Annotated in this window: 15 protein-coding genes; 8 read left to right on the top strand and 7 right to left on the bottom strand. The window is 68.2% G+C overall.

Annotated features, from left to right (window positions below; all coding sequences use genetic code 11):
• Positions 1-65: 65 nt before the first annotated feature.
• The 3 genes from FBZ83_RS02610 to FBZ83_RS02600 all read left to right on the top strand — a co-directional run bounded on the left by FBZ83_RS02610 (position 66) and on the right by FBZ83_RS02600 (position 3,055).
• Entirely contained in the window at positions 66-668 is a 603-nt protein-coding gene (locus tag FBZ83_RS02610; RefSeq protein ID WP_145680933.1) for a HupE/UreJ family protein, read from the top strand.
• Positions 669-866: 198 nt separating this feature from the next.
• Positions 867-1,871 (top strand): MBL fold metallo-hydrolase, encoded by a 1,005-nt coding sequence (locus FBZ83_RS02605; RefSeq protein ID WP_145680932.1) that lies wholly within the window; start codon positions 867-869, stop codon positions 1,869-1,871.
• 179 nt (positions 1,872-2,050) lie between these two features.
• Entirely contained in the window at positions 2,051-3,055 is a 1,005-nt protein-coding gene (locus FBZ83_RS02600; protein WP_145680931.1) for an MBL fold metallo-hydrolase, read from the top strand.
• Positions 3,056-3,080: 25 nt separating this feature from the next.
• Here the strand turns inward: FBZ83_RS02600 and FBZ83_RS02595 are convergent, their stop codons facing one another.
• The 6 genes from FBZ83_RS02595 to FBZ83_RS02570 form a co-directional block, all read right to left on the bottom strand.
• Positions 3,081-3,560, bottom strand: coding sequence for a HyaD/HybD family hydrogenase maturation endopeptidase (locus FBZ83_RS02595; RefSeq protein WP_145680929.1), 480 nt, complete (start codon positions 3,558-3,560; stop codon positions 3,081-3,083).
• 170 nt (positions 3,561-3,730) lie between these two features.
• Positions 3,731-5,434, bottom strand: a complete 1,704-nt coding sequence (locus FBZ83_RS02590) for a nickel-dependent hydrogenase large subunit (RefSeq protein ID WP_145680928.1) — start codon at positions 5,432-5,434, stop codon at positions 3,731-3,733.
• A gap of 18 nt (positions 5,435-5,452) precedes the next feature.
• Positions 5,453-6,607 carry a Ni/Fe-hydrogenase cytochrome b subunit gene (gene hybB, locus FBZ83_RS02585; RefSeq protein ID WP_145680927.1) on the bottom strand — a complete coding sequence of 385 codons (1,155 nt, stop codon included), beginning with the start codon at positions 6,605-6,607 and terminating at the stop codon, positions 5,453-5,455.
• 12 nt (positions 6,608-6,619) lie between these two features.
• A complete protein-coding gene (hybA, locus tag FBZ83_RS02580) occupies positions 6,620-7,675 on the bottom strand; it encodes a hydrogenase 2 operon protein HybA (protein ID WP_247888103.1) in 1,056 nt (351 codons plus the stop codon).
• Positions 7,676-7,699: 24 nt separating this feature from the next.
• Positions 7,700-8,863 carry a hydrogenase small subunit gene (locus FBZ83_RS02575; RefSeq protein WP_186465951.1) on the bottom strand — a complete coding sequence of 388 codons (1,164 nt, stop codon included), beginning with the start codon at positions 8,861-8,863 and terminating at the stop codon, positions 7,700-7,702.
• A gap of 318 nt (positions 8,864-9,181) precedes the next feature.
• Positions 9,182-10,873, bottom strand: a complete 1,692-nt coding sequence (locus FBZ83_RS02570) for a methyl-accepting chemotaxis protein (RefSeq protein WP_145680925.1) — start codon at positions 10,871-10,873, stop codon at positions 9,182-9,184.
• Positions 10,874-11,126: 253 nt separating this feature from the next.
• Between FBZ83_RS02570 and FBZ83_RS02565 the strand changes: the two genes are divergently transcribed.
• The 4 genes from FBZ83_RS02565 (at position 11,127) to FBZ83_RS02550 (ending at position 14,933) form a co-directional block, all read left to right on the top strand.
• Entirely contained in the window at positions 11,127-11,384 is a 258-nt protein-coding gene (locus FBZ83_RS02565) for a hypothetical protein (RefSeq protein WP_145680924.1), read from the top strand.
• A 94-nt stretch (positions 11,385-11,478) separates the two neighbouring features.
• A complete protein-coding gene (ade, locus tag FBZ83_RS02560) occupies positions 11,479-13,188 on the top strand; it encodes an adenine deaminase (protein WP_145680923.1) in 1,710 nt (569 codons plus the stop codon).
• 164 nt (positions 13,189-13,352) lie between these two features.
• Complete coding sequence (locus tag FBZ83_RS02555; RefSeq protein ID WP_247888102.1) at positions 13,353-14,060, top strand: hypothetical protein; 708 nt, start codon at positions 13,353-13,355, stop codon at positions 14,058-14,060.
• A 60-nt stretch (positions 14,061-14,120) separates the two neighbouring features.
• Complete coding sequence (locus tag FBZ83_RS02550; protein ID WP_145680921.1) at positions 14,121-14,933, top strand: FkbM family methyltransferase; 813 nt, start codon at positions 14,121-14,123, stop codon at positions 14,931-14,933.
• Positions 14,934-14,952: 19 nt separating this feature from the next.
• On the opposite strand, the gene FBZ83_RS02545 is transcribed toward FBZ83_RS02550, so the two are convergent.
• Positions 14,953-15,810, bottom strand: coding sequence for a DMT family transporter (locus FBZ83_RS02545; RefSeq protein ID WP_145680920.1), 858 nt, complete (start codon positions 15,808-15,810; stop codon positions 14,953-14,955).
• A 121-nt stretch (positions 15,811-15,931) separates the two neighbouring features.
• On the opposite strand from FBZ83_RS02545, the gene yddG reads away from it, so the two are divergent.
• Positions 15,932-16,885: an aromatic amino acid exporter YddG gene (gene yddG, locus FBZ83_RS02540; RefSeq protein ID WP_145680919.1), complete on the top strand. Its 954-nt coding sequence runs from the start codon at positions 15,932-15,934 to the stop codon at positions 16,883-16,885.
• The last annotated feature ends 50 nt before the right edge of the window (positions 16,886-16,935 follow it).

Here is a 16,935-nt window from a genome sequence, read left to right as displayed (position 1 = left end):
CTTCGCGCGCGATGGGGTAGGGGTCGGTCGTGCGCCGCTCAACGATACAGCAGGGGTTTTCACGGATGAAACGTTTCGCTCTCGCGTCGGCCACCGCGGCGGCAGTTCTGGCCGCTCTGCCCAACGCGGCGCTCGCCCACACCTTCGGCGCCCACGACGCCGGCCTCGTCCATGGTTTCCTGCACCCGGTCGGCGGCTGGGATCACCTGCTGGCGATGGTCGCCGTCGGCCTGTGGGCCGCGCAGCGCGGCGGCAAGGCCCTGTGGGCGCTGCCGATGGCCTTCGTCGGCGCGATGATCGGCGGCGGCCTGCTGGGCCTGGCCGGCATCGGCCTGCCGCAGGTCGAGCTTGGCATCGTCCTGTCCGTGGTCGCCCTGGGCGCCCTGATCGCCCTGCAGTCCCGCCTGCCGCTGCTGGCCTCCGCCGGCGTGGTCGCCCTGTTCGCCGTGTTCCACGGCCACGCCCACGGCGCCGAGATGCCGGAGGCGGCGCAGCCGCTGCTCTACGGCCTGGGCTTTGCCCTGTCCACCGCCCTGCTGCACGGTGCCGGCATCGGCGCCGCCCTGTCGCTGCGTCGTCTGGTCGAGGGCCGCAAGGGCGCCCTGGCGCTGCGCGGCACGGGTGCGGTGGTCGGTCTGGCCGGCGTGGCGCTGCTCGCGCTGGGCTGATCGTCGAAAAAATGAGAGGGGGGTGGCTGGGCGGCCATTCCCATGGGAAGGCTCGGCGACGCGGTTCGCCGGGCCTTTTTTATGGGTTTTGGAAAATTTAACGAAAATACGCTTTTTTCCTGCTGCTCTGTTTTGCCGCCGCTCCTATATTTGGTTGCCGGTTTTGGCGGAATTCCAATCAGGAGTCGTGCGTTGCCGATGATCCCGCCAACCTTTGCCACCCTGCGCAACGCCCTCCGCGCGCTGGCCCTCGCCCTTCCTGTCGGCGCCGCCCTGCTTCCGGCGGCCCCGGCGCTGGCGGAGGTGCCGGGACAGCAGCGGACCCAGGCGCCGGGCTTCTACCGCATGGCCATCGGCGATTTCGAGATCACCGCGCTGTTCGACGGCTTCATCGACCGCGACCGCAAGTATTTCGTCGGCGCCAAATCCGAGGACATCATCGGTCTGCTCAACAGCATGTTCCTGGCGGAGCGGCCGGAAATCCAGACGGCGGTGAACGCCTATCTGGTGCACACCGGCGCAAATCTGGTCCTGGTGGACGCCGGAGCGGCCAAGTCGCTGGGGCCGACGCTCGGCTTCATCGCCGACAACATCCGCGCCGCCGGCTACAGCCCGGAGCAGGTCGACACGATCCTGATGACCCATCTGCATCCGGACCACGCCAACGGCCTGCTGCGCCCGGACGGAACCATCCTGTTTCCCAACGCCGAGGTTCGGGTCGCCAAGGCCGAATTCGATTTCTGGCTGGGCGGGGAGGCGGTGGCCAAGGCCCCGGCGCCGCTCAAACCCTTCTTCGCCATGGCCCACGCGGCGGTGGCCCCTTACGAGGCGGCGGGCAAGCTGAAGCCCTACCAGCCCGGCGACGGCCTTCTGCCCGGCGTGGAGTCGGTGGCAGCTTACGGCCATACACCGGGGCACAGCGGCTACCTGTTCCGCTCGAAGGAGCAGAGCATTCTGCTGTGGGGCGACACCGTGCACAGCCACGCCCTTCAGTTCGCCCGTCCGGAGGTCGTCATCGAGTTCGACGTCGACAAGGACGAGACCATCGCCTCGCGCCGACGGCTGCTGGCCGAGGCGGCGGCGCAGAAGCTGTGGGTGGGCGGCGCCCATCTGCCCTTCCCCGGCATTGGCCATGTCCGCACCGAAGGGGACGGCTACGCCTGGGTTCCCGTGGAGTTCGGTCCGATCCGCAGCGACCGCTGAGCGGCCCGATTCGGCGTCAAGGCTCCGCGGGATACTCCACCGGGCCGCTTGCGCGTGTGTGCCAGTCGCAGAATTCCACAATTATTCCAATCGGTTGGCGCATCTCTCCCGGGACGCTTCCCCGGCGCGTTCAGGACGGCCATGCTGGGCGCCGACCGTCCTGAAGGGGAACCACGCCGATGACACCGCCGATCTTCGCCTCTCTGCGCAACGCCCTGCTTGCCTTGACCGTCGCCCTTCCCGTCGGCGCCGCCCTGGTGCCGGCGGCGCCGGCCTTGGCGGAGGTGCCGGGCCAGCAGCGGACCCAGGCGCCGGGTTTCTACCGCATGGCCATCGGCGATTTCGAGGTCACCGCGCTGTATGACGGCTTCATCGACCTCGACCGCAAGATCCTCAGCGGCGCCAGCGCGGACGACATCCAGAGCCTGCTCGCCCGGATGTTCCTGGCCGACACGCCGGGCGTCCAGACGGCGGTGAACGCCTTCCTCGTGCACACCGGCGCGAACCTCGTCCTGGTGGACACCGGAACGGCCAAGGCCTTCGGTCCGGCGCTGGGCTTCATCGCCGACAACATCCGCGCCGCCGGCTACAGCCCGGAGCAGATCGACACGGTGCTGCTGACCCACCTGCACCCGGACCACGCCAACGGCCTGCTGCGTCCGGACGGCGCCATGCTGTTCCCCAACGCCACGGTCCAGGTCGCCAAGGCCGACGCCGACTTCTGGCTGAGCGAGGAGGTGGCGGCCAAGGCTCCGGCGGACAGCCAGCCCTTCTTCGCCATGGCCCGCGCGGCGGTGGCGCCCTACGCGGCGGCGGGCAAGCTGAAGCCCTACCAGCCCGGTGACAGCCTGGTTCCCGGCGTGGAATCGGTGGCGGCCTATGGCCACACGCCCGGCCACAGCGGCTATCTGTTCACATCGGGGGAGCGCAGCATCCTGATGTGGGGCGACGTCGTGCACAGCCATTCCGTGCAGTTCGCCCGCCCGGAGGTCGTCATCGAGTTCGACGCCGACAAGGAGCAGGCCGTCGCCTCCCGCAAGAAGCTCTTCGCCGACGCCGCGGCGCAGAAGCTGTGGGTGGCTGGCGCCCATCTGCCTTTCCCCGGCATCGGCCATGTCCGGACCGAGGGTAAGGGCTACGCCTGGGTCCCGGTGGAGTTCGGGCCGATCCGCGCCGACCGCTGACGTGATGTGAACGGCGCCGCCACGCTCAGTTTCGGGGCGTGGCGGTCACGCCGAGGCGGGCCAGTTCCTCGACGATCATCGTCACCATCTGCGGGATCACCGCCTCGATCTCCGGCGACATCATCAGGCCGGTGCCCAGCGCCATCGGCACGCAGCCGACCACCGTCACGCTCTCCGGCGCCTCGTCCTGCAGGCGCAGCGAGGCCAGCAGGTCGCTGAGGCCGAGTTGGTGGGGCGACAGCTTGCCCTTGAAATAGGCCGGAACCTCATCGCCGCGCAGCACGGTCAGGCTGGCCGGCGGCGCGCCGGTCTTCACCGCGTCCACCGCGATCAGGTGCTTGTGGCTGGCGATCAGGTCCAGCATGTCCATGCCGCAGGTGCCGCCGTCGACGACGCTGACGTGATCGGGCACGCTCCAGGCGGCGTCGAACGCCTCCATGGCGCGCACGCCCACCCCTTCGTCCATCAGGAGGATGTTGCCGAGGCCGAGGACGAGGATGGACATGGGACATGCGCTCCGTTCGACGATTTTGAAACAGAAGGGATTTTGAAACAGCAGGATGAAACGGGACCGGCGCCGGGCGCCGTGAACTGGATCAATCACCCGGCGTGGGGGACGCGAAAAGCCCCTCCTCCGCGGGGAAGAGGGGCTTTCGGCCGGTCAGAAGGCTTGGATCAAACGACCTTCACCTGATAGTGCGACTTCGTTTCCGTGTCGGTCAGGTGCACGGCGCAGGCCAGGCACGGGTCGAAGCTGTGCAGGGTGCGGATGATCTCCAGCGGCTGGTCGGCCACCGCCACCGGGTTGTCGATCAGGGCCGCCTCATAGGCGGAGATGTTCCCGTCCTCGTCGCGCGGGCCGGCGTTCCAGGTGGTCGGCACGACCGCCTGGTAGTTCTTGATCTTGCCGTTCTCGATCACGACCCAGTGCGAGAGCATGCCGCGCGGCGCCTCGTGGAAGCCGAAGCCGCGGATCTCGCCCTTCGGGAACACCGGCTTGTTGAAGGTCTTGGTGTCGCCCTTCGCGATGTTCTCCATCAGCAGTTTCCACTGGTTCTGCAACTCCTCGTGCAGGACCACGCAGCGCACCGCGCGGGCGGCGTGGCGGCCGATGGTGGAGTGCAGCGCGTCGACGCCGACCTTGCTGCCGAGATGGCCCGACACCGCGTCGAGCACCGCGTTGACCCAGAACTGCGTGCGCTGGTGGCCCGAGGCGTACATGCCCAGCACGTTGGCCAGCGGGCCGACCTGGGCGCGCTTGTCGTAGAAGGTCGGCGACTTGATCCAGCTGTACTTGCCGTCGTCCTGCCAGTCGGTGAAGTTCGGGATCGTCTCGCCGTCGTAGGGGTGCAGGGGACCCTTGCCGCCCTGGTACCAGCTGTGCTTCACGCTCTCCTTCACGCCCTTCTCGAAGTACGGGTCGTGGAAGTCCTTGATCGGCGTGAACTTGGCGAGGTCGCCGCCGTCGATGTAGCCGGCGGGCAGGGCGAAGGTGGTGCCCTTGGTGTCCAGCGGCATGTCCGGGATGGACAGATAGTTCACCACGCCGCGGCCATACTGCGTCCAGTCGGCGTAGAAGGCGCCGATGGCCGCCACGTCGGGGATGTAGACCTGGGTGATGAAGTCGCCCACCTCGTCGATCAGCTGCTTGATGTACATCAGCTTTTCGAGCGTCAGGGTGGACTGGCTGTCCATGTTGATCGGGTTGGTGACGCCGCCCACCGCCATGTTCTGGATGTGCGGGGTCTTGGAGCCGAGGATCGCCACCACCTTGTTCATGCGCCGCTGGTAGTCGAGCGCCTGGAGGTAGTGGGACGCCGCCATCAGGTTGGCTTCCGGCGTCAGCTTCATCGCCGGATGGCCCCAGTAGCCCGAGCCGAAGATGCCGAGCTGGCCAGAGTTGATGAAGGCCTGCAGCTTCTTCTGCGCGGTGGCGAACTCCTGCGTGCTGTTCCGCGGCCAGCCGGAGATCGACTGGGCCAGCTTCGCGGTCGCCGCCGGATCAGCCTTCAGCGCCGAGACGATGTCCACGAAGTCGAGCGCGGACAGGTGATAGAAATGGACGATGTGATCGTGGACGTTGTGGGCGCCCTGGATCATGTTGCGGATGTACTGGGCGTTGAGCGGCACCTCCAGCTTCAGCGCGTTCTCCACCGCGCGGACGGAGGTGATGGCGTGCACCGTGGTGCAGACGCCGCAGATGCGCTGGGCGAAGACCCAGGCGTCGCGCGGGTCCTTGCCCTGAAGGATCAGCTCGATGCCGCGCCACATCTGGCCCGACGCCCAGGCGTTGGTGACCTTGCCGCCGTCCACTTCACAATCGACCCGCAGGTGACCCTCGATGCGGGTGACCGGATCTACAACAACTCGCTGAGCCATAATGAAACTCTCCTAAACTCAGCCGTGCTCGGGATGGACGGCGTGCATGACGGGCAGCTTCTTCACGAAGAGGAGATACAGCGCGATCTCCAGCGCGAAGACGCCGACGGTGACCATGATTTCCTTGACCGAGGGGAAGTAGTGCCAAGGACCGACCGCCGGCGTGAAGCCGATGAGATAGACGTTCAGGCGGTAGAGGATGCCCGCCGCCAGCAGGAGCGAGGCCGACAGGAACAGCGCCCGCGACCGGTTGCGGTTGGCCTTGGGGATCAGCAGCGCAAGGCCGGAGATCATCAGCGCCATCTCCGCCACGAACCAGCCGGACTGCGGCCCGCCGAAGATCTGGCCGATCTGGCCGCGGACGATCAGGTCGACGAAGCGCAGCACGACGAACAGCGAGGCGACGACCAGCATCAGCCCGGCCAGCTTCGACAGCACCGGCGTCTCCATCGGGCGGCGGAAGTTCAGCGAGGCCATCACCGATTCCCAGACCACGATGGCGAAGCCCATCAGGATGGCGGTCAGCAGGAAGAAGACCGGTAGCATCTGCGACTGCCACAGCGGCGACAGCTTGTGCCCGACGATGACCATCATGGTGCCGAGCGACGACTGGTGCATCGTCGGAAGCAGGACGCCCAGCGCGATGAAGACCCACAGCACCCGGTTCAGCTTGGCGCGCAGCCCCTCGATGCCGAACCGCTCCAGGAAGGCCGGGGCGAACTCCACCACCAGCACCAGCGTGTAGGTCGCCACGCACAGGCCGACCTCCAGCATCACCGAGTTGGGCTGCGCGTACCACGGCAGCATCATGTGGTAGAAATTCCAGTAGCGGCCGAGATCGACCAGCACCGCCAGACCGGCGAGGCCGTAGCCGAACAGGCTGGCCAGCACCGCCGGCCGGACCAGCGGGTGATACTCGCCGCGGTTCAGGATGTAGCAGAGCAGCGCGATGACGTAGCCGGCGCAGCCGAAGGCCGAGCCGATCACCACGTCGATGGCCACCCAGATGCCCCAGGGATAGCCGTCGTTCAGGTTCGACGCGGCGGCCAGTCCCTGCGTGTAGCGCTGGAACAGGATGACGCCGGCGACGGCGACCAGCGCGGCGCAGATCAGGAAAGGAAGGGTGAGGACCCGGCCGCCAAGCGGTTGATGCTCATGAGCTTGCGAAGACATGGCGTGGCCCCCTCACTCGTCGGTGTGGTTCTTGGTGTTGCGGTGCGCCAGATAGGCGAGACCGGCGAACACCGTGGCGGGGGCGATCATGCCCGCGTAGAGCGTGTGCTGGATGCCTTCCGACAGGGTCGGATAGCCGTTCTCCGGCACGTTGGTGGGCAGGTTCAGCTTGTCGAACGGCACGGCGGACACCGCGAGGCACTGGGTGCCGCCCAGCTCCTTCTCGCCGTAGATGTGCGTCTGATAGGCCGCCTCGACGAGCTTCTCATGGCCGGAGCGCGGGCCGCCGACCTTGCCGGCGATGTCGCCGCGCGGGTAGTGGGTGTGCTCGCCCACCTTCAGCGCGGTGCGGCGCTTGGCCTCCGCCTTGAGGTCCTCCGTGCGGCCGAACAGGGTCGCCCCGGTGGGGCAGACGTCGGCGCAGCCCGGAAGCTCGTTCTTGGCGAGCTGCTGCTTGCAGAGCTGGCACTTTTTGATTTCGCCGAAGGCGTCGTTGTAGTCGTACTTCGGCACGCCGAACGGGCAGGACAGCACGCAGTAGCGGCAGCCGATGCAGGCGCTCGGGTCGTGGTTCACGATGCCGGTCTTGGCGTCCTTGGTCATTGCCGACACCGGGCAGACCGACACGCAGGACGGATCGGCGCAGTGCAGGCACTGCCGCTTGATGAAGGCGAAGCCGTTCTCCGCCGCGTCCTTGGTGGCGCCGGTGCCGTGGCTGTAGGCCTTGATGACGTTCAGCGTCCTGGCCGACAGCTCCACCGGGCTGTCGTAGATCGGCTTGTCACCGCCGCCGGCGTTCCAGCCCTGCTGGGCCGGGCCGACGTCGGGCGGCATGTGGTTGACCTCCTTGCAGGCGGTCACGCAGGCCTTGCAGCCGATGCACAGCGTGCTGTCGTAGAGCAGGCCGACCGCGTCGGGCGGCAGCGGCTTGGGCGGGCGCTGCAGCGCGTTGGCCTCCGGCGGGGCGGCGACCACGGTGGTGCAGGCGGCCGCGGCCGCCGCAGCGCTGCCCTTGACCGCGTTGCGCAGGAAGCCGCGCCGCGAGACCGATGTCTTGTTCTTTGACATCATGCTTTTCGACATGGCGTCACCTCACTCGGCGGCGGTGGAGGAGGATTCGGTCTTCGCGTCGTGCTTGCCGAGCCGGCTGGAGATGACGGCGCCGGCGCCGACCGCCGCGCCGGCGATGCCGGCGACCACCGCCGCGGCCCCGGCCGACATGCCCTCGCCCTTCTCGACGGCGACCGCCGGGTAGGTGTTGGGCGGCGCCACCGACTTCAGCGAGGCCAACTCGTGGATGCTCTTGGTGAAGCCGACGCCCTTCTCGGTGCAGCCGAAGCAGGGATGCCCGGTGCCCACCGGCCAGGTGCCCTGGCCGACGTCGTTGAAGCCGATGGACGGACAGTTCGCGTAGGTCTCCGGCCCCTTGCAGCCGAGCTTGTAGAGGCAGTAGCCCTGGCGGTGGCCGTAGTCGCCGAACTCCATGGCGAAGCGCCCGGCGTCGAAATGCGGGCGGCGCTCGCAGTTCTCGTGAATCAGCCGGCCGAAGGCGAACTTCGGGCGCATCTTGTCGTCCAGCTCCGGCAGCTTGCCGAAGGCGACGAAATGCAGGACCAGCGACAGGAAATTGTAGGGGTTGGGCGGGCAGCCGGGGACGGAGACGACCGGCTTGTCCTTGATGATCTCGTTCAGCCCGACGGCGCCCGTGGGGTTGACGCCGGTCGACGGCCAGCCGCCCCAGGAGGAGCAGGACCCCATGGAGATGACCGCGGCGGCACCCTTGGCGCACTCCAGCACGGCGTCCTTGTAGGTCTTGCCGGCGACCTTGCAGTAGACGCCCCCGTCCTTCGTCGGGATGGAGCCGTCGGTGACCATCAGGTACTTGCCCCAATTGTCCTTCATCGCCTGCTGCTTCCAGTTCTCGGCCTGGTGGCCGGAACCGGTCATCAGCGTCTCGTTGTAGTCCAGCGAGATGGTGTCGAGGATCAGCGTCTCGAGCGACGGGTGGTGGGTGCGCAGCAGCGATTCGGTGCAGCCGGTGCAGGCCTGGCCCGACAGCCAGATCACCGTCGGGCGTGGTGCTGCCACGGCGGCGTTGGCGATCTTCACGCCGAAGGCGGGGGAGAGGCCCAGCGTGGCGGCCACGCCCGTGCAGTAGGCGAGGAATTCCCGGCGGGACAGGCCGGCCAGCGCACCCTCATACTCGTCGAGATCGCCGATGTGCTCGGCGTCGAGATCCACATGTCCGTCGGGCATGATTTCCCCCAAAGACCCTTTTGCATTGATCCGCTGGCCGCCCGGTTGCCGGACGCCGGATGCGCAGCACGCCACGGCGCGTCCTGGGAAACCCGAAGCGGGAAACCCACGGCACGGCGTAATCCCTATCGATTGTAGGGGTATTTGGGCGCGAAACGCTCGCCGGCATTGCACCAGTTTCGATGCGGGCGCGGCATTGATCTACATCAAATGGGGTAACTTGCGGGTAAGCTTCGAACGCCCTGGGCGCATTCGTGGAAAGGATGCGTCGGGAAAAGCCTCCTCCCCGGCACGAAATCCGGGGAGGAGGGGGAAGGGTCAGACCGCCTTCATCTGGCGGGTGAAGTCGTCCACGTCGCTCTGCAGGGTGCGCGCGTGCACCGACAGGCCCTTGGCGGCGCTCAGCAGGCCGCCGGCCGCCTCGCCGGTGTGGTCGGCCGACTGCGACACGCCGGAGATGGTCGAGGAGACTTCCTGCGTGCCGATCGCGGCTTCCTGCACGTTGCGGGCGATTTCCTGGGTGGCGGAACCCTGCTGCTCCACCGCGGCGGCGACGTTGGTGCTGATGTCGCTGATCCGCTCGATGGTGCCGACGATGCCGCTGATCGCGCCGACCGCCTGCTGGGTCTCGTTCTGGATGGCGACGATTTGGGCGGAGATCTCCTCCGTGGCCCGGGCGGTCTGGTTGGCGAGGCTCTTCACCTCCTGGGCCACCACGGCGAAACCCTTGCCCGCCTCGCCGGCGCGCGCCGCCTCGATGGTCGCGTTCAGCGCCAGCAGGTTGGTCTGGCTGGCGATCTCGGTGATGAGGTTGACCACCGCGCCGATCTTCTCCGCCGCCTGGGCGAGGCCCTGGATGGTGCTGTTGGTGCGCTGGGCCTCCCGCTCCGCCTCGCTGGCGATGCGGGCGGCCTCGCCGAGGCGCTGGCTGATCGAGCCGATGGAGGTGGACAGCTCCTCGGTCGCGGCGGCCACGGTCTGGACGTTGCCGGTGGCCTGCTCCGCCGCCGCGGCGACGGTCGAGCTGCGGCGCGAGGCGTCAGCGGCCGAATGTGTCAGCGATTCGGCGCTGCTGCGGATGCTGTCGGCCTCGCCGTTCAGGGTGCGGCACAGCCCCTCGATCTTCTGGGTGAAGCCGTGGGTCAGGGCCTCCAGCTGTTCCTGGCGCTGGCGGCGCACGTCGATCTCGCGGCGTTCCTGCTCGGCCAGATCGTTGGCGCGGCGCAGCCCGTCGCGGAAGACCAGCACGGCCTCGGCCATGTCGCCGACCTCGTCGCCCTGGCCGGTGCCGGGCACCTCGGCCCCGGTGTTGCCGGCGGCGATGGTCTTCATCGCCGCGGTCATGCGGGCGATGGGGCGCGCGATCATGTCGCGGGCGACCAGGACGGCCAGCAGGATGCCGAAGAGCACGCCGCCGACGCCGATGGCGAGCATCAGGGTGGTCCAGTGGCTCCGGGCCGACTCCAATTCGTCGTGCAGGCGGTCGATCATGGCGTCCTGATCGGCGCTGAGCGTCTGGATCGCGGCGTTGAGCGCCTGCCGGTTGCTGCGGTTGGCGTCGTTGTCGCCGTAGGCCCGGGCGTCCGCCGGGCTCTTCTCGCGGGCGAGGCGGACCGTTTCGGTGCGGAAGCGGATGAACTCCTCGGCCTTCGTCGCCACCGGGGTCAGCGTGGCCTGTCCCTCCGCCGGGGTGAGGCGCTTCAGGGTGCCGAGCCGCTCGCCGAGGGTGTTCAGATTGTCCAGCAGGGGCTTGCCGAACTTGTCCACCTCGGCGCGGTCGCGGGCCATGTAGACGCCGCGCGAGTCCATGACGACGGCCAGGACGAGGCCGTTGAGCTGCTCGCCCAACACCTGGCGGTCCGACGCCCGTTCGATGGACTCGGACTTGCCGGACAGATCCTGCATGGCGGCCAGCCCCATCAGGCCGGTCACCGCGGCCACCGCCGCCTGCAGCCCGACGAGAAGATAGACCTTCGGTCCGATCCTTAGATTTCTAAGCGTTTTCAGCATGCCTGGACGTCCCTATTACGGCGGTCTTTTGCCGCCTCTGCGTCCTTTGATAATGAGGCACCCATTGGTTTCCGAAGCGTTAAATTGTTCTATGACACGTTGCCGCGCCAGCTAATGGGCCAGCTCAACCTTTGGTCAGTACTGGACGAAACGCATATTGTTTTTCTAACGAACAAATTTTCAGCGGAATAGTAAAGGCTCCGGTGTGTTTGTCTTTGAAGAGGCGCAACGCGTCGGACCGGGGTGGCGGATCATGAAACCCATCGCAGCCCTCATCGGAACGATCACGCGATTTTCCCTTGCCGCTCTTCTTCTGGCTCTGGCCGGCTGTGGCGATGGCGCCGCTCCGCAAGGGAACGGCTACGCGGTCGGCTACGGCGGAAGCGGGCCGGTCTATTCGCTGGGCCTCGGCTTTCCGGCCTACCGGCTGGAGCCGCGCAGCTACTGGAACTACCCGGACTACCGCGGCACCGGGCCGGCGATCGAACTGGCGAGTCGTCCGGGCGACTGACCGCGCGGTTCGGCGTTACGGAAAATCCGATTGAAGGGCCCCGTCCGGCCGTTTACCTAAAGATAACGTGGAACGGGCAGGACGAGGCGGAGCGATGGCGGTGACCCGGGACGAACTGAAGACGCGCATCGGTCAGGCCCTGGGCGAGACCAAGGCCGATCTGGTCATCAAGAACACCCGATTCCTCAACGTCGTCACCGGTGAGACCGCCGCGGGCGACATCGCCCTGTGCGGCGACCGGATCGTCGGCACCTATGAATCGTACGACGGGGCGGAGGAGATCGACGGCTCCGGACTGACCGTCGTGCCGGGCTTCATCGACACCCACGTCCATTGCGAATCCACCTGCGTCACGCCGATGGAGTTCGACCGCTGCGTTCTGCCGCGCGGCACCACCACGGCCATCTGCGACCCGCACGAGATCTGCAACGTGCTGGGCGAGAAGGGGCTCCGCTACTTCCTCGACTGCGCCGAGGGCACGGCGCTGGACCTGCGGGTGCAGCTGTCCTCCTGCGTGCCGGCAACCGAGCTGGAAACATCCGGCGCGCGGCTGGAAGCGGCGGACCTGCTGCGCCACAAGGACCACCCGAAGGTGCTGGGGCTGGCCGAGTTCATGAACTTCCCCGGCGTCTTCCACAAGGTGGACGGGGTGCTCGACAAGCTGGCCGCCTTCGACGGGCGCCACATCGACGGCCACGCCCCGCTGCTCAGCGGGCGGGAGCTGAACGCCTATCTGTCCTGCGGCATCCGCAACTGCCACGAGACGACCAGCGCCCCGGAGGCGATGGAGAAGCTGCGCAAGGGCATGCAGGTGCTGATCCGCGACGGGTCGGTGTCGAAGGACGTGCACGCGCTGGCCCCGGTGATCCAGCCGGAAACCTCGCCCTTCCTCGGCTTCTGCACCGACGACCGCAACCCCCTCGACATCGCCGAGGAGGGGCACATGGACCATCTGATCCGCAGCGCGATCCGGCTCGGCGCCCCGATGGCCCATGTCTACCGCGCCGCCACATGGTCGGCGGCGCGCGGCTTCGGCCTGTTCGACCGCGGGCTGATCGCGCCGGGGCAGCGCGCCGATCTCGTCCTGCTGGACGATCTGGAGGACTGTGCGGTCAACCGGGTCATCCGCAACGGGCGGGTGGTGACCCCGGAAACCTTCTCCGGGCGTCCGGCGGTCAGCCCGGTGGGGCTGCGCTCGGTCAAGCTCCATCCGGTGACGGCGGCGGATTTCGCGGTGCCCGCCCGCGGTTCCGTCCAGTCGGTGATCGGGGTTCTGCCCGGCAAGATCATCACCGCCCATCTGCGGCTGGAGGTGCCGGCCAGGAACGGCAAGCTGGTGGCCGACCCCGACCGTGACATCCTGAAGATCTGCGTCTTCGCCCGCCACGGCACCAACCAGAATGTCGGGCGCGGCTTCGCCAGCGGCTTCCAGTTCCGCGAGGGCGCGCTGGCCTCCTCGGTCGGGCACGACAGCCACAACATCTGCGTGGTCGGGGCGTCGGACGAGGACATGGCGATCGCCGTCAACCGCCTGATCGAGCTTCAGGGCGGCTTCGTCGCGGTGCGCAATGGCAAGGTCGTGGGTGAACTGGCCCTGCCGCTGGCCGGGCTGATGAGCCTGGAGCCCTTCGAGACGGTGGAGCGCCATCTGCGCAGCCTGCGCGCCTCGGTGAAGGAGATGGGTTGCCCGCTGGCCGAGCCCTTCCTGCAACTGGCCTTCCTGCCGCTGCCGGTGATCCCGCACCTGAAGATCACCGATCGCGGGATGGTGGACGTCGACACATTCGCGCTGGTCGAAGCGTGACCCCGGCAATTCCTGCCGGACGGGGTGCGGATCTTGCCGGCCCCTTCGGCGGGGGCAGCAGCTCAACCCTTTGAAAATCATGAAAAGCCTTTTGGCCCGCCGTCTGCAAGGACCGGCCCGACAAACACGAAGAATGCCGGTCGGAGAGGCGTGCCATGGTTGGAATGAGCGATATCAGCGGCTTGGCGCAGAGCATCCAGACGTCCATCGACGCGGCGATGAAGCGCGTCCAGGAGCAGGCCAAGCAGGCGACCGACGCCAAGCCCAGCGGCAATGTCCAGGAGTATGAGCAGACCGTCCGCAAGTCGGCCCTGAACGCCGCGCCTTTCGCCACCAACGTCGGCACGCTGGTGAAGGACACCAGCCGCCTCAACGTGCTGAGCACGCTGGCCGCCAACGATCCGGCGGACTTCTACAAATTCAACCTGGCGACGCCCGGCGAGGTCGCCCTCGGCCGTGTCGGCGACACCGGCGTGCGCGTCCAGCTGATGGACAAGCAGGGAAAGATCGTCGCCGACAGCAACAGCGAGGCCGGCGCCACCTACGACACCTACAAGAAGTTCGAGGCGGGCACCCTGTCGCTCGACCGTGGCGACTACACGCTGCGCGTCTCGCGCGACAAGGGCGTGGCGGCCAAGGAGGAAAAGAACTACGGCCTCCAGCTTCGCATGGGCGACTACAGCAAGGACTACGACACCATCGCCAAGCAGCCGGCCAAGGGCGACAACCCGCTCCAGCAGACGCCGCAACTCCAGCGCCTGACCTCCCTGCTGACCGGTGGCACGACGACCAGTTCCGGGGCGCTGGGCATCCTCACCGGGGGAAGCAGCGGCTACAGCGGGCGCGGGTCTCTGCTGAACGGGCTTTTCTGAGGCGCGAGAGGCCGGCGGCCGCTACACTGCCGGTCCGCCGGTTCCGGAGACCACACCGCCATGACGCCTGAAGAGCTGTTCCGCGCCGTCGCCGACTATGTCGCGGAGCATCAGGGAAAGGCCGGCCAGCAGGATTTCTTCCGGGCGATCCATCGGCAGGCCCTGAAGGGGATGGGTCTGGTCAACGACGCCGACATCCAGGCCACGGGTGAGGCCGGTGTCCTCCGCTACATCCAGGGCGAGCTGTCGCGGCGCGGCGTCGCGGACTCAGACGTCGTGATCGTCGACGCCGGCGCCAACGTCGGCGTCTACACGGCGGCGGCGCTCGACCGCTTCCCGGCCGCGACCGTCTGGTCCTTCGAACCGTCGCCGACGGCCTTCCGCGCGCTGCAAGGGACGGCCGCGCGTTATCCCGGCCGGTGCCGGCCCGTGAACCTCGGCCTGTCCGAGCGGGCGGGCGCGGCGACCCTGCGCGCCGACAAGCCCGGCTCGACCCTGGCGTCCCTCCACGTCCGTCCGATCGAGGAGTTTCGCGACGGCAACGGCGAAGCCGTTCGTCTGGCGACCCTGGACGGGTTCTGCACGGAGGCCGGCATCGACCGCATCCATTTCCTCAAGATCGACGTGGAGGGGCACGAGATCGCCGTTCTGGACGGCGCGCGCGGCCTGCTGGAGCGGCGCGCCGTGGACTTCGTCCAATTCGAGTTCGGCGGCTGCAACCTCGACTCCCGCACCTTCCTGCGCGACTTCTGGAGTAGATTGCACGGCTTCGCCGTCTGCAAGATCGTCAAGGACGGGCTGTACCGGCTGTCCGGCTATTCCGAATTCGACGAGATCTTTGCGTACCAGAACTTCCTCGCCATCCGCCAATAGGGCCACCGTCTGACGACCATCAGGCGGCGAGGCGCAGCGATGCGGCGCCAAGCACGATGACCACGCCGGAGGCGAGGCGCACCGGGCCGACCCGCTCCTTGAGCACCAGGGCGGCCAGCGCCATGGCGAACAGGATCGAGGTTTCGCGCAGCGCCGCCACCACGGCGACCGGCGCCAGGGTCATCGCCCAGAGCGCGAGCCCGTAGGAGGCGATGCTGGCCGCCCCGCCGGCCAGCGCGACTATCCAGCGCCGGCGGGCGTGGCTCAGGAACCCCCGGGCGTCGCGCAGCAGAGCCCCGCCCACCATGGGCACGCTCAACAGCAGGAAGCACCACAGCGTGTAGCCCGCCGCCGACCCGGACAGCCGCACGCCGATGCCGTCCACCACCGTATAGGCGGCGATCACCAGCGCGTTGGCGAGTGCGCAGGCGGTGCCCCGCCACGAGCTTGACGCGCCCGACGGGCCCGATCCCCGCCCCAGCAGGGTCAGCCCGAGGATTCCGCCGCAGACCAGCAGCGTTCCCATCCAGGCGCCGGTCGACAGCCCCTCGCCCAGCAGCACGCCGCTGCACATCGCCACGAGCAGCGGCGGCGTGCCGCGCATCAACGGATAGGCGTGGCTCATCGCCCCGCTGCGGTAGGCGGCGGCGAGCAGCCGGAAGTAGGCGACGTGCAGCACCGCCGTCACGCAGAGATAGGGCGCGCTGGCGAGCGACGGCGCCGGAACGACGGGAAGCATCAGCAGGGCGATGAAGGCGGACCCGGCGACGACCAGGACCGCGTCGGACGCGCTGCCGCCGCCGGCCTTCAGCGCGGTGTTCCAGCCGGCATGGAGGAGGGCGCCGGCCAGGACGGCGAGAAGGGCTTCGGTGGGCAAGAGGGGAAAACCGTGGTCGGGGGAGTGGACGATGCGGACGGAGGGACGGCAGGATACACGCACAGGTTCGGTGCCGGACAGGTCAATTGCCCAGCGTCCTTCTTTGCGCTAAGCGTTCGCCATGTCGACCGATAGCCTTCCGGCCCAGAATTCTCCGGCCCAGAGCCGTCCGACCGCCGCGGCGCCCGCTCCGGCGGCCGTCCGCCGCGCCACCGCCATTGGCGGACTGGCCATCGTGATGTGGTCCACGCTGGCGCTGCTGACCGCGCTGTCGGGGACCATCCCGCCGTTCCAACTGGTGGCGATGTCCTTCGGCGTCGCCTTCATCGTCGGGACGGCGGCGGGCGCGGCGCGGGGCAAGGACGTGATCGGCGTGCTGCGCCAGCCCTGGCGGGTCTGGCTGCTCGGCGTCGCTGGGCTGTTCGGCTACCATTTCTTCTATTTCCTGGCCTTCCGTCTCGCTCCTGGGGCGGCGGTCGAAGTCAATCTGCTGAACTATCTCTGGCCGCTGCTGATCGTCCTGTTCTCCGCCCTGCTGCCGGGGGAGCGTCTGAAGCGCGGCCATGTGATGGGCGCGCTGTGCGGGTTGGCCGGAACGGTGCTGATCGTGACCGGCGGCGGGCGCGGCCTGTCGCTCGACGCCGGGGATACGCCGGGTTACCTGTCGGCGATGGCCGCGGCGGTGCTCTGGGCGTCCTATTCGGTGCTGTCGCGCCGCTTCGGCGATGTCCCGACCGAGGCGGTCGGCGGCTTCTGCCTCGCCACGGCGGTGCTGGCCGGGCTGTCGCACTTGATGTTCGAGACGACGGTGGCGCCGTCCGGCGGCGAGTGGCTGGCGGTGCTCGCCATGGGGATCGGCCCGGTCGGCGCGGCCTTCTTCGTGTGGGACCATGGGGTGAAGCGCGGCGACATCCGGGCGCTGGGCGTGCTGTCCTACGCCACGCCGCTGGCCTCCACGCTGCTGCTGATCCTGTTCGGGCAGGCGGCGGGAGGCTGGACCGTCTGGGCCGCCTGCGCGCTGATCATGGGCGGCGCCGTGCTGGCCAGCCGCGACGTCCTGCGCGGCGACCGCTAGGGCAACCGTGCCCGGCCGGTGACAGCGAATTCATAGGCTTTTCATGCGGC

The organism is Azospirillum brasilense, from assembly GCF_007827815.1.
Lineage (GTDB): Bacteria > Pseudomonadota > Alphaproteobacteria > Azospirillales > Azospirillaceae > Azospirillum > Azospirillum brasilense_C.
The sequence above is the reverse complement of the archived record's forward strand: the minus strand, read 5'-3'. Positions and strand labels throughout refer to the sequence as shown.

Coding starts and splice junctions, on each gene's coding strand:
- hybA (WP_247888103.1), bottom strand. CDS start 7,675: ATGTCAAAGAACAAGACATCGGTCTCGCGGCGCGGCTTCCTGCGCAAC.
- FBZ83_RS02550 (WP_145680921.1), top strand. CDS start 14,121: ATGACGCCTGAAGAGCTGTTCCGCGCCGTCGCCGACTATGTCGCGGAG.
- FBZ83_RS02590 (WP_145680928.1), bottom strand. CDS start 5,434: ATGGCTCAGCGAGTTGTTGTAGATCCGGTCACCCGCATCGAGGGTCAC.
- FBZ83_RS02605 (WP_145680932.1), top strand. CDS start 867: ATGATCCCGCCAACCTTTGCCACCCTGCGCAACGCCCTCCGCGCGCTG.
- FBZ83_RS02600 (WP_145680931.1), top strand. CDS start 2,051: ATGACACCGCCGATCTTCGCCTCTCTGCGCAACGCCCTGCTTGCCTTG.
- FBZ83_RS02565 (WP_145680924.1), top strand. CDS start 11,127: ATGAAACCCATCGCAGCCCTCATCGGAACGATCACGCGATTTTCCCTT.
- hybB (WP_145680927.1), bottom strand. CDS start 6,607: ATGTCTTCGCAAGCTCATGAGCATCAACCGCTTGGCGGCCGGGTCCTC.
- FBZ83_RS02570 (WP_145680925.1), bottom strand. CDS start 10,873: ATGCTGAAAACGCTTAGAAATCTAAGGATCGGACCGAAGGTCTATCTT.
- yddG (WP_145680919.1), top strand. CDS start 15,932: ATGTCGACCGATAGCCTTCCGGCCCAGAATTCTCCGGCCCAGAGCCGT.
- FBZ83_RS02555 (WP_247888102.1), top strand. CDS start 13,353: ATGAGCGATATCAGCGGCTTGGCGCAGAGCATCCAGACGTCCATCGAC.
- ade (WP_145680923.1), top strand. CDS start 11,479: ATGGCGGTGACCCGGGACGAACTGAAGACGCGCATCGGTCAGGCCCTG.
- FBZ83_RS02575 (WP_186465951.1), bottom strand. CDS start 8,863: ATGCCCGACGGACATGTGGATCTCGACGCCGAGCACATCGGCGATCTC.
- FBZ83_RS02595 (WP_145680929.1), bottom strand. CDS start 3,560: ATGTCCATCCTCGTCCTCGGCCTCGGCAACATCCTCCTGATGGACGAA.
- FBZ83_RS02610 (WP_145680933.1), top strand. CDS start 66: ATGAAACGTTTCGCTCTCGCGTCGGCCACCGCGGCGGCAGTTCTGGCC.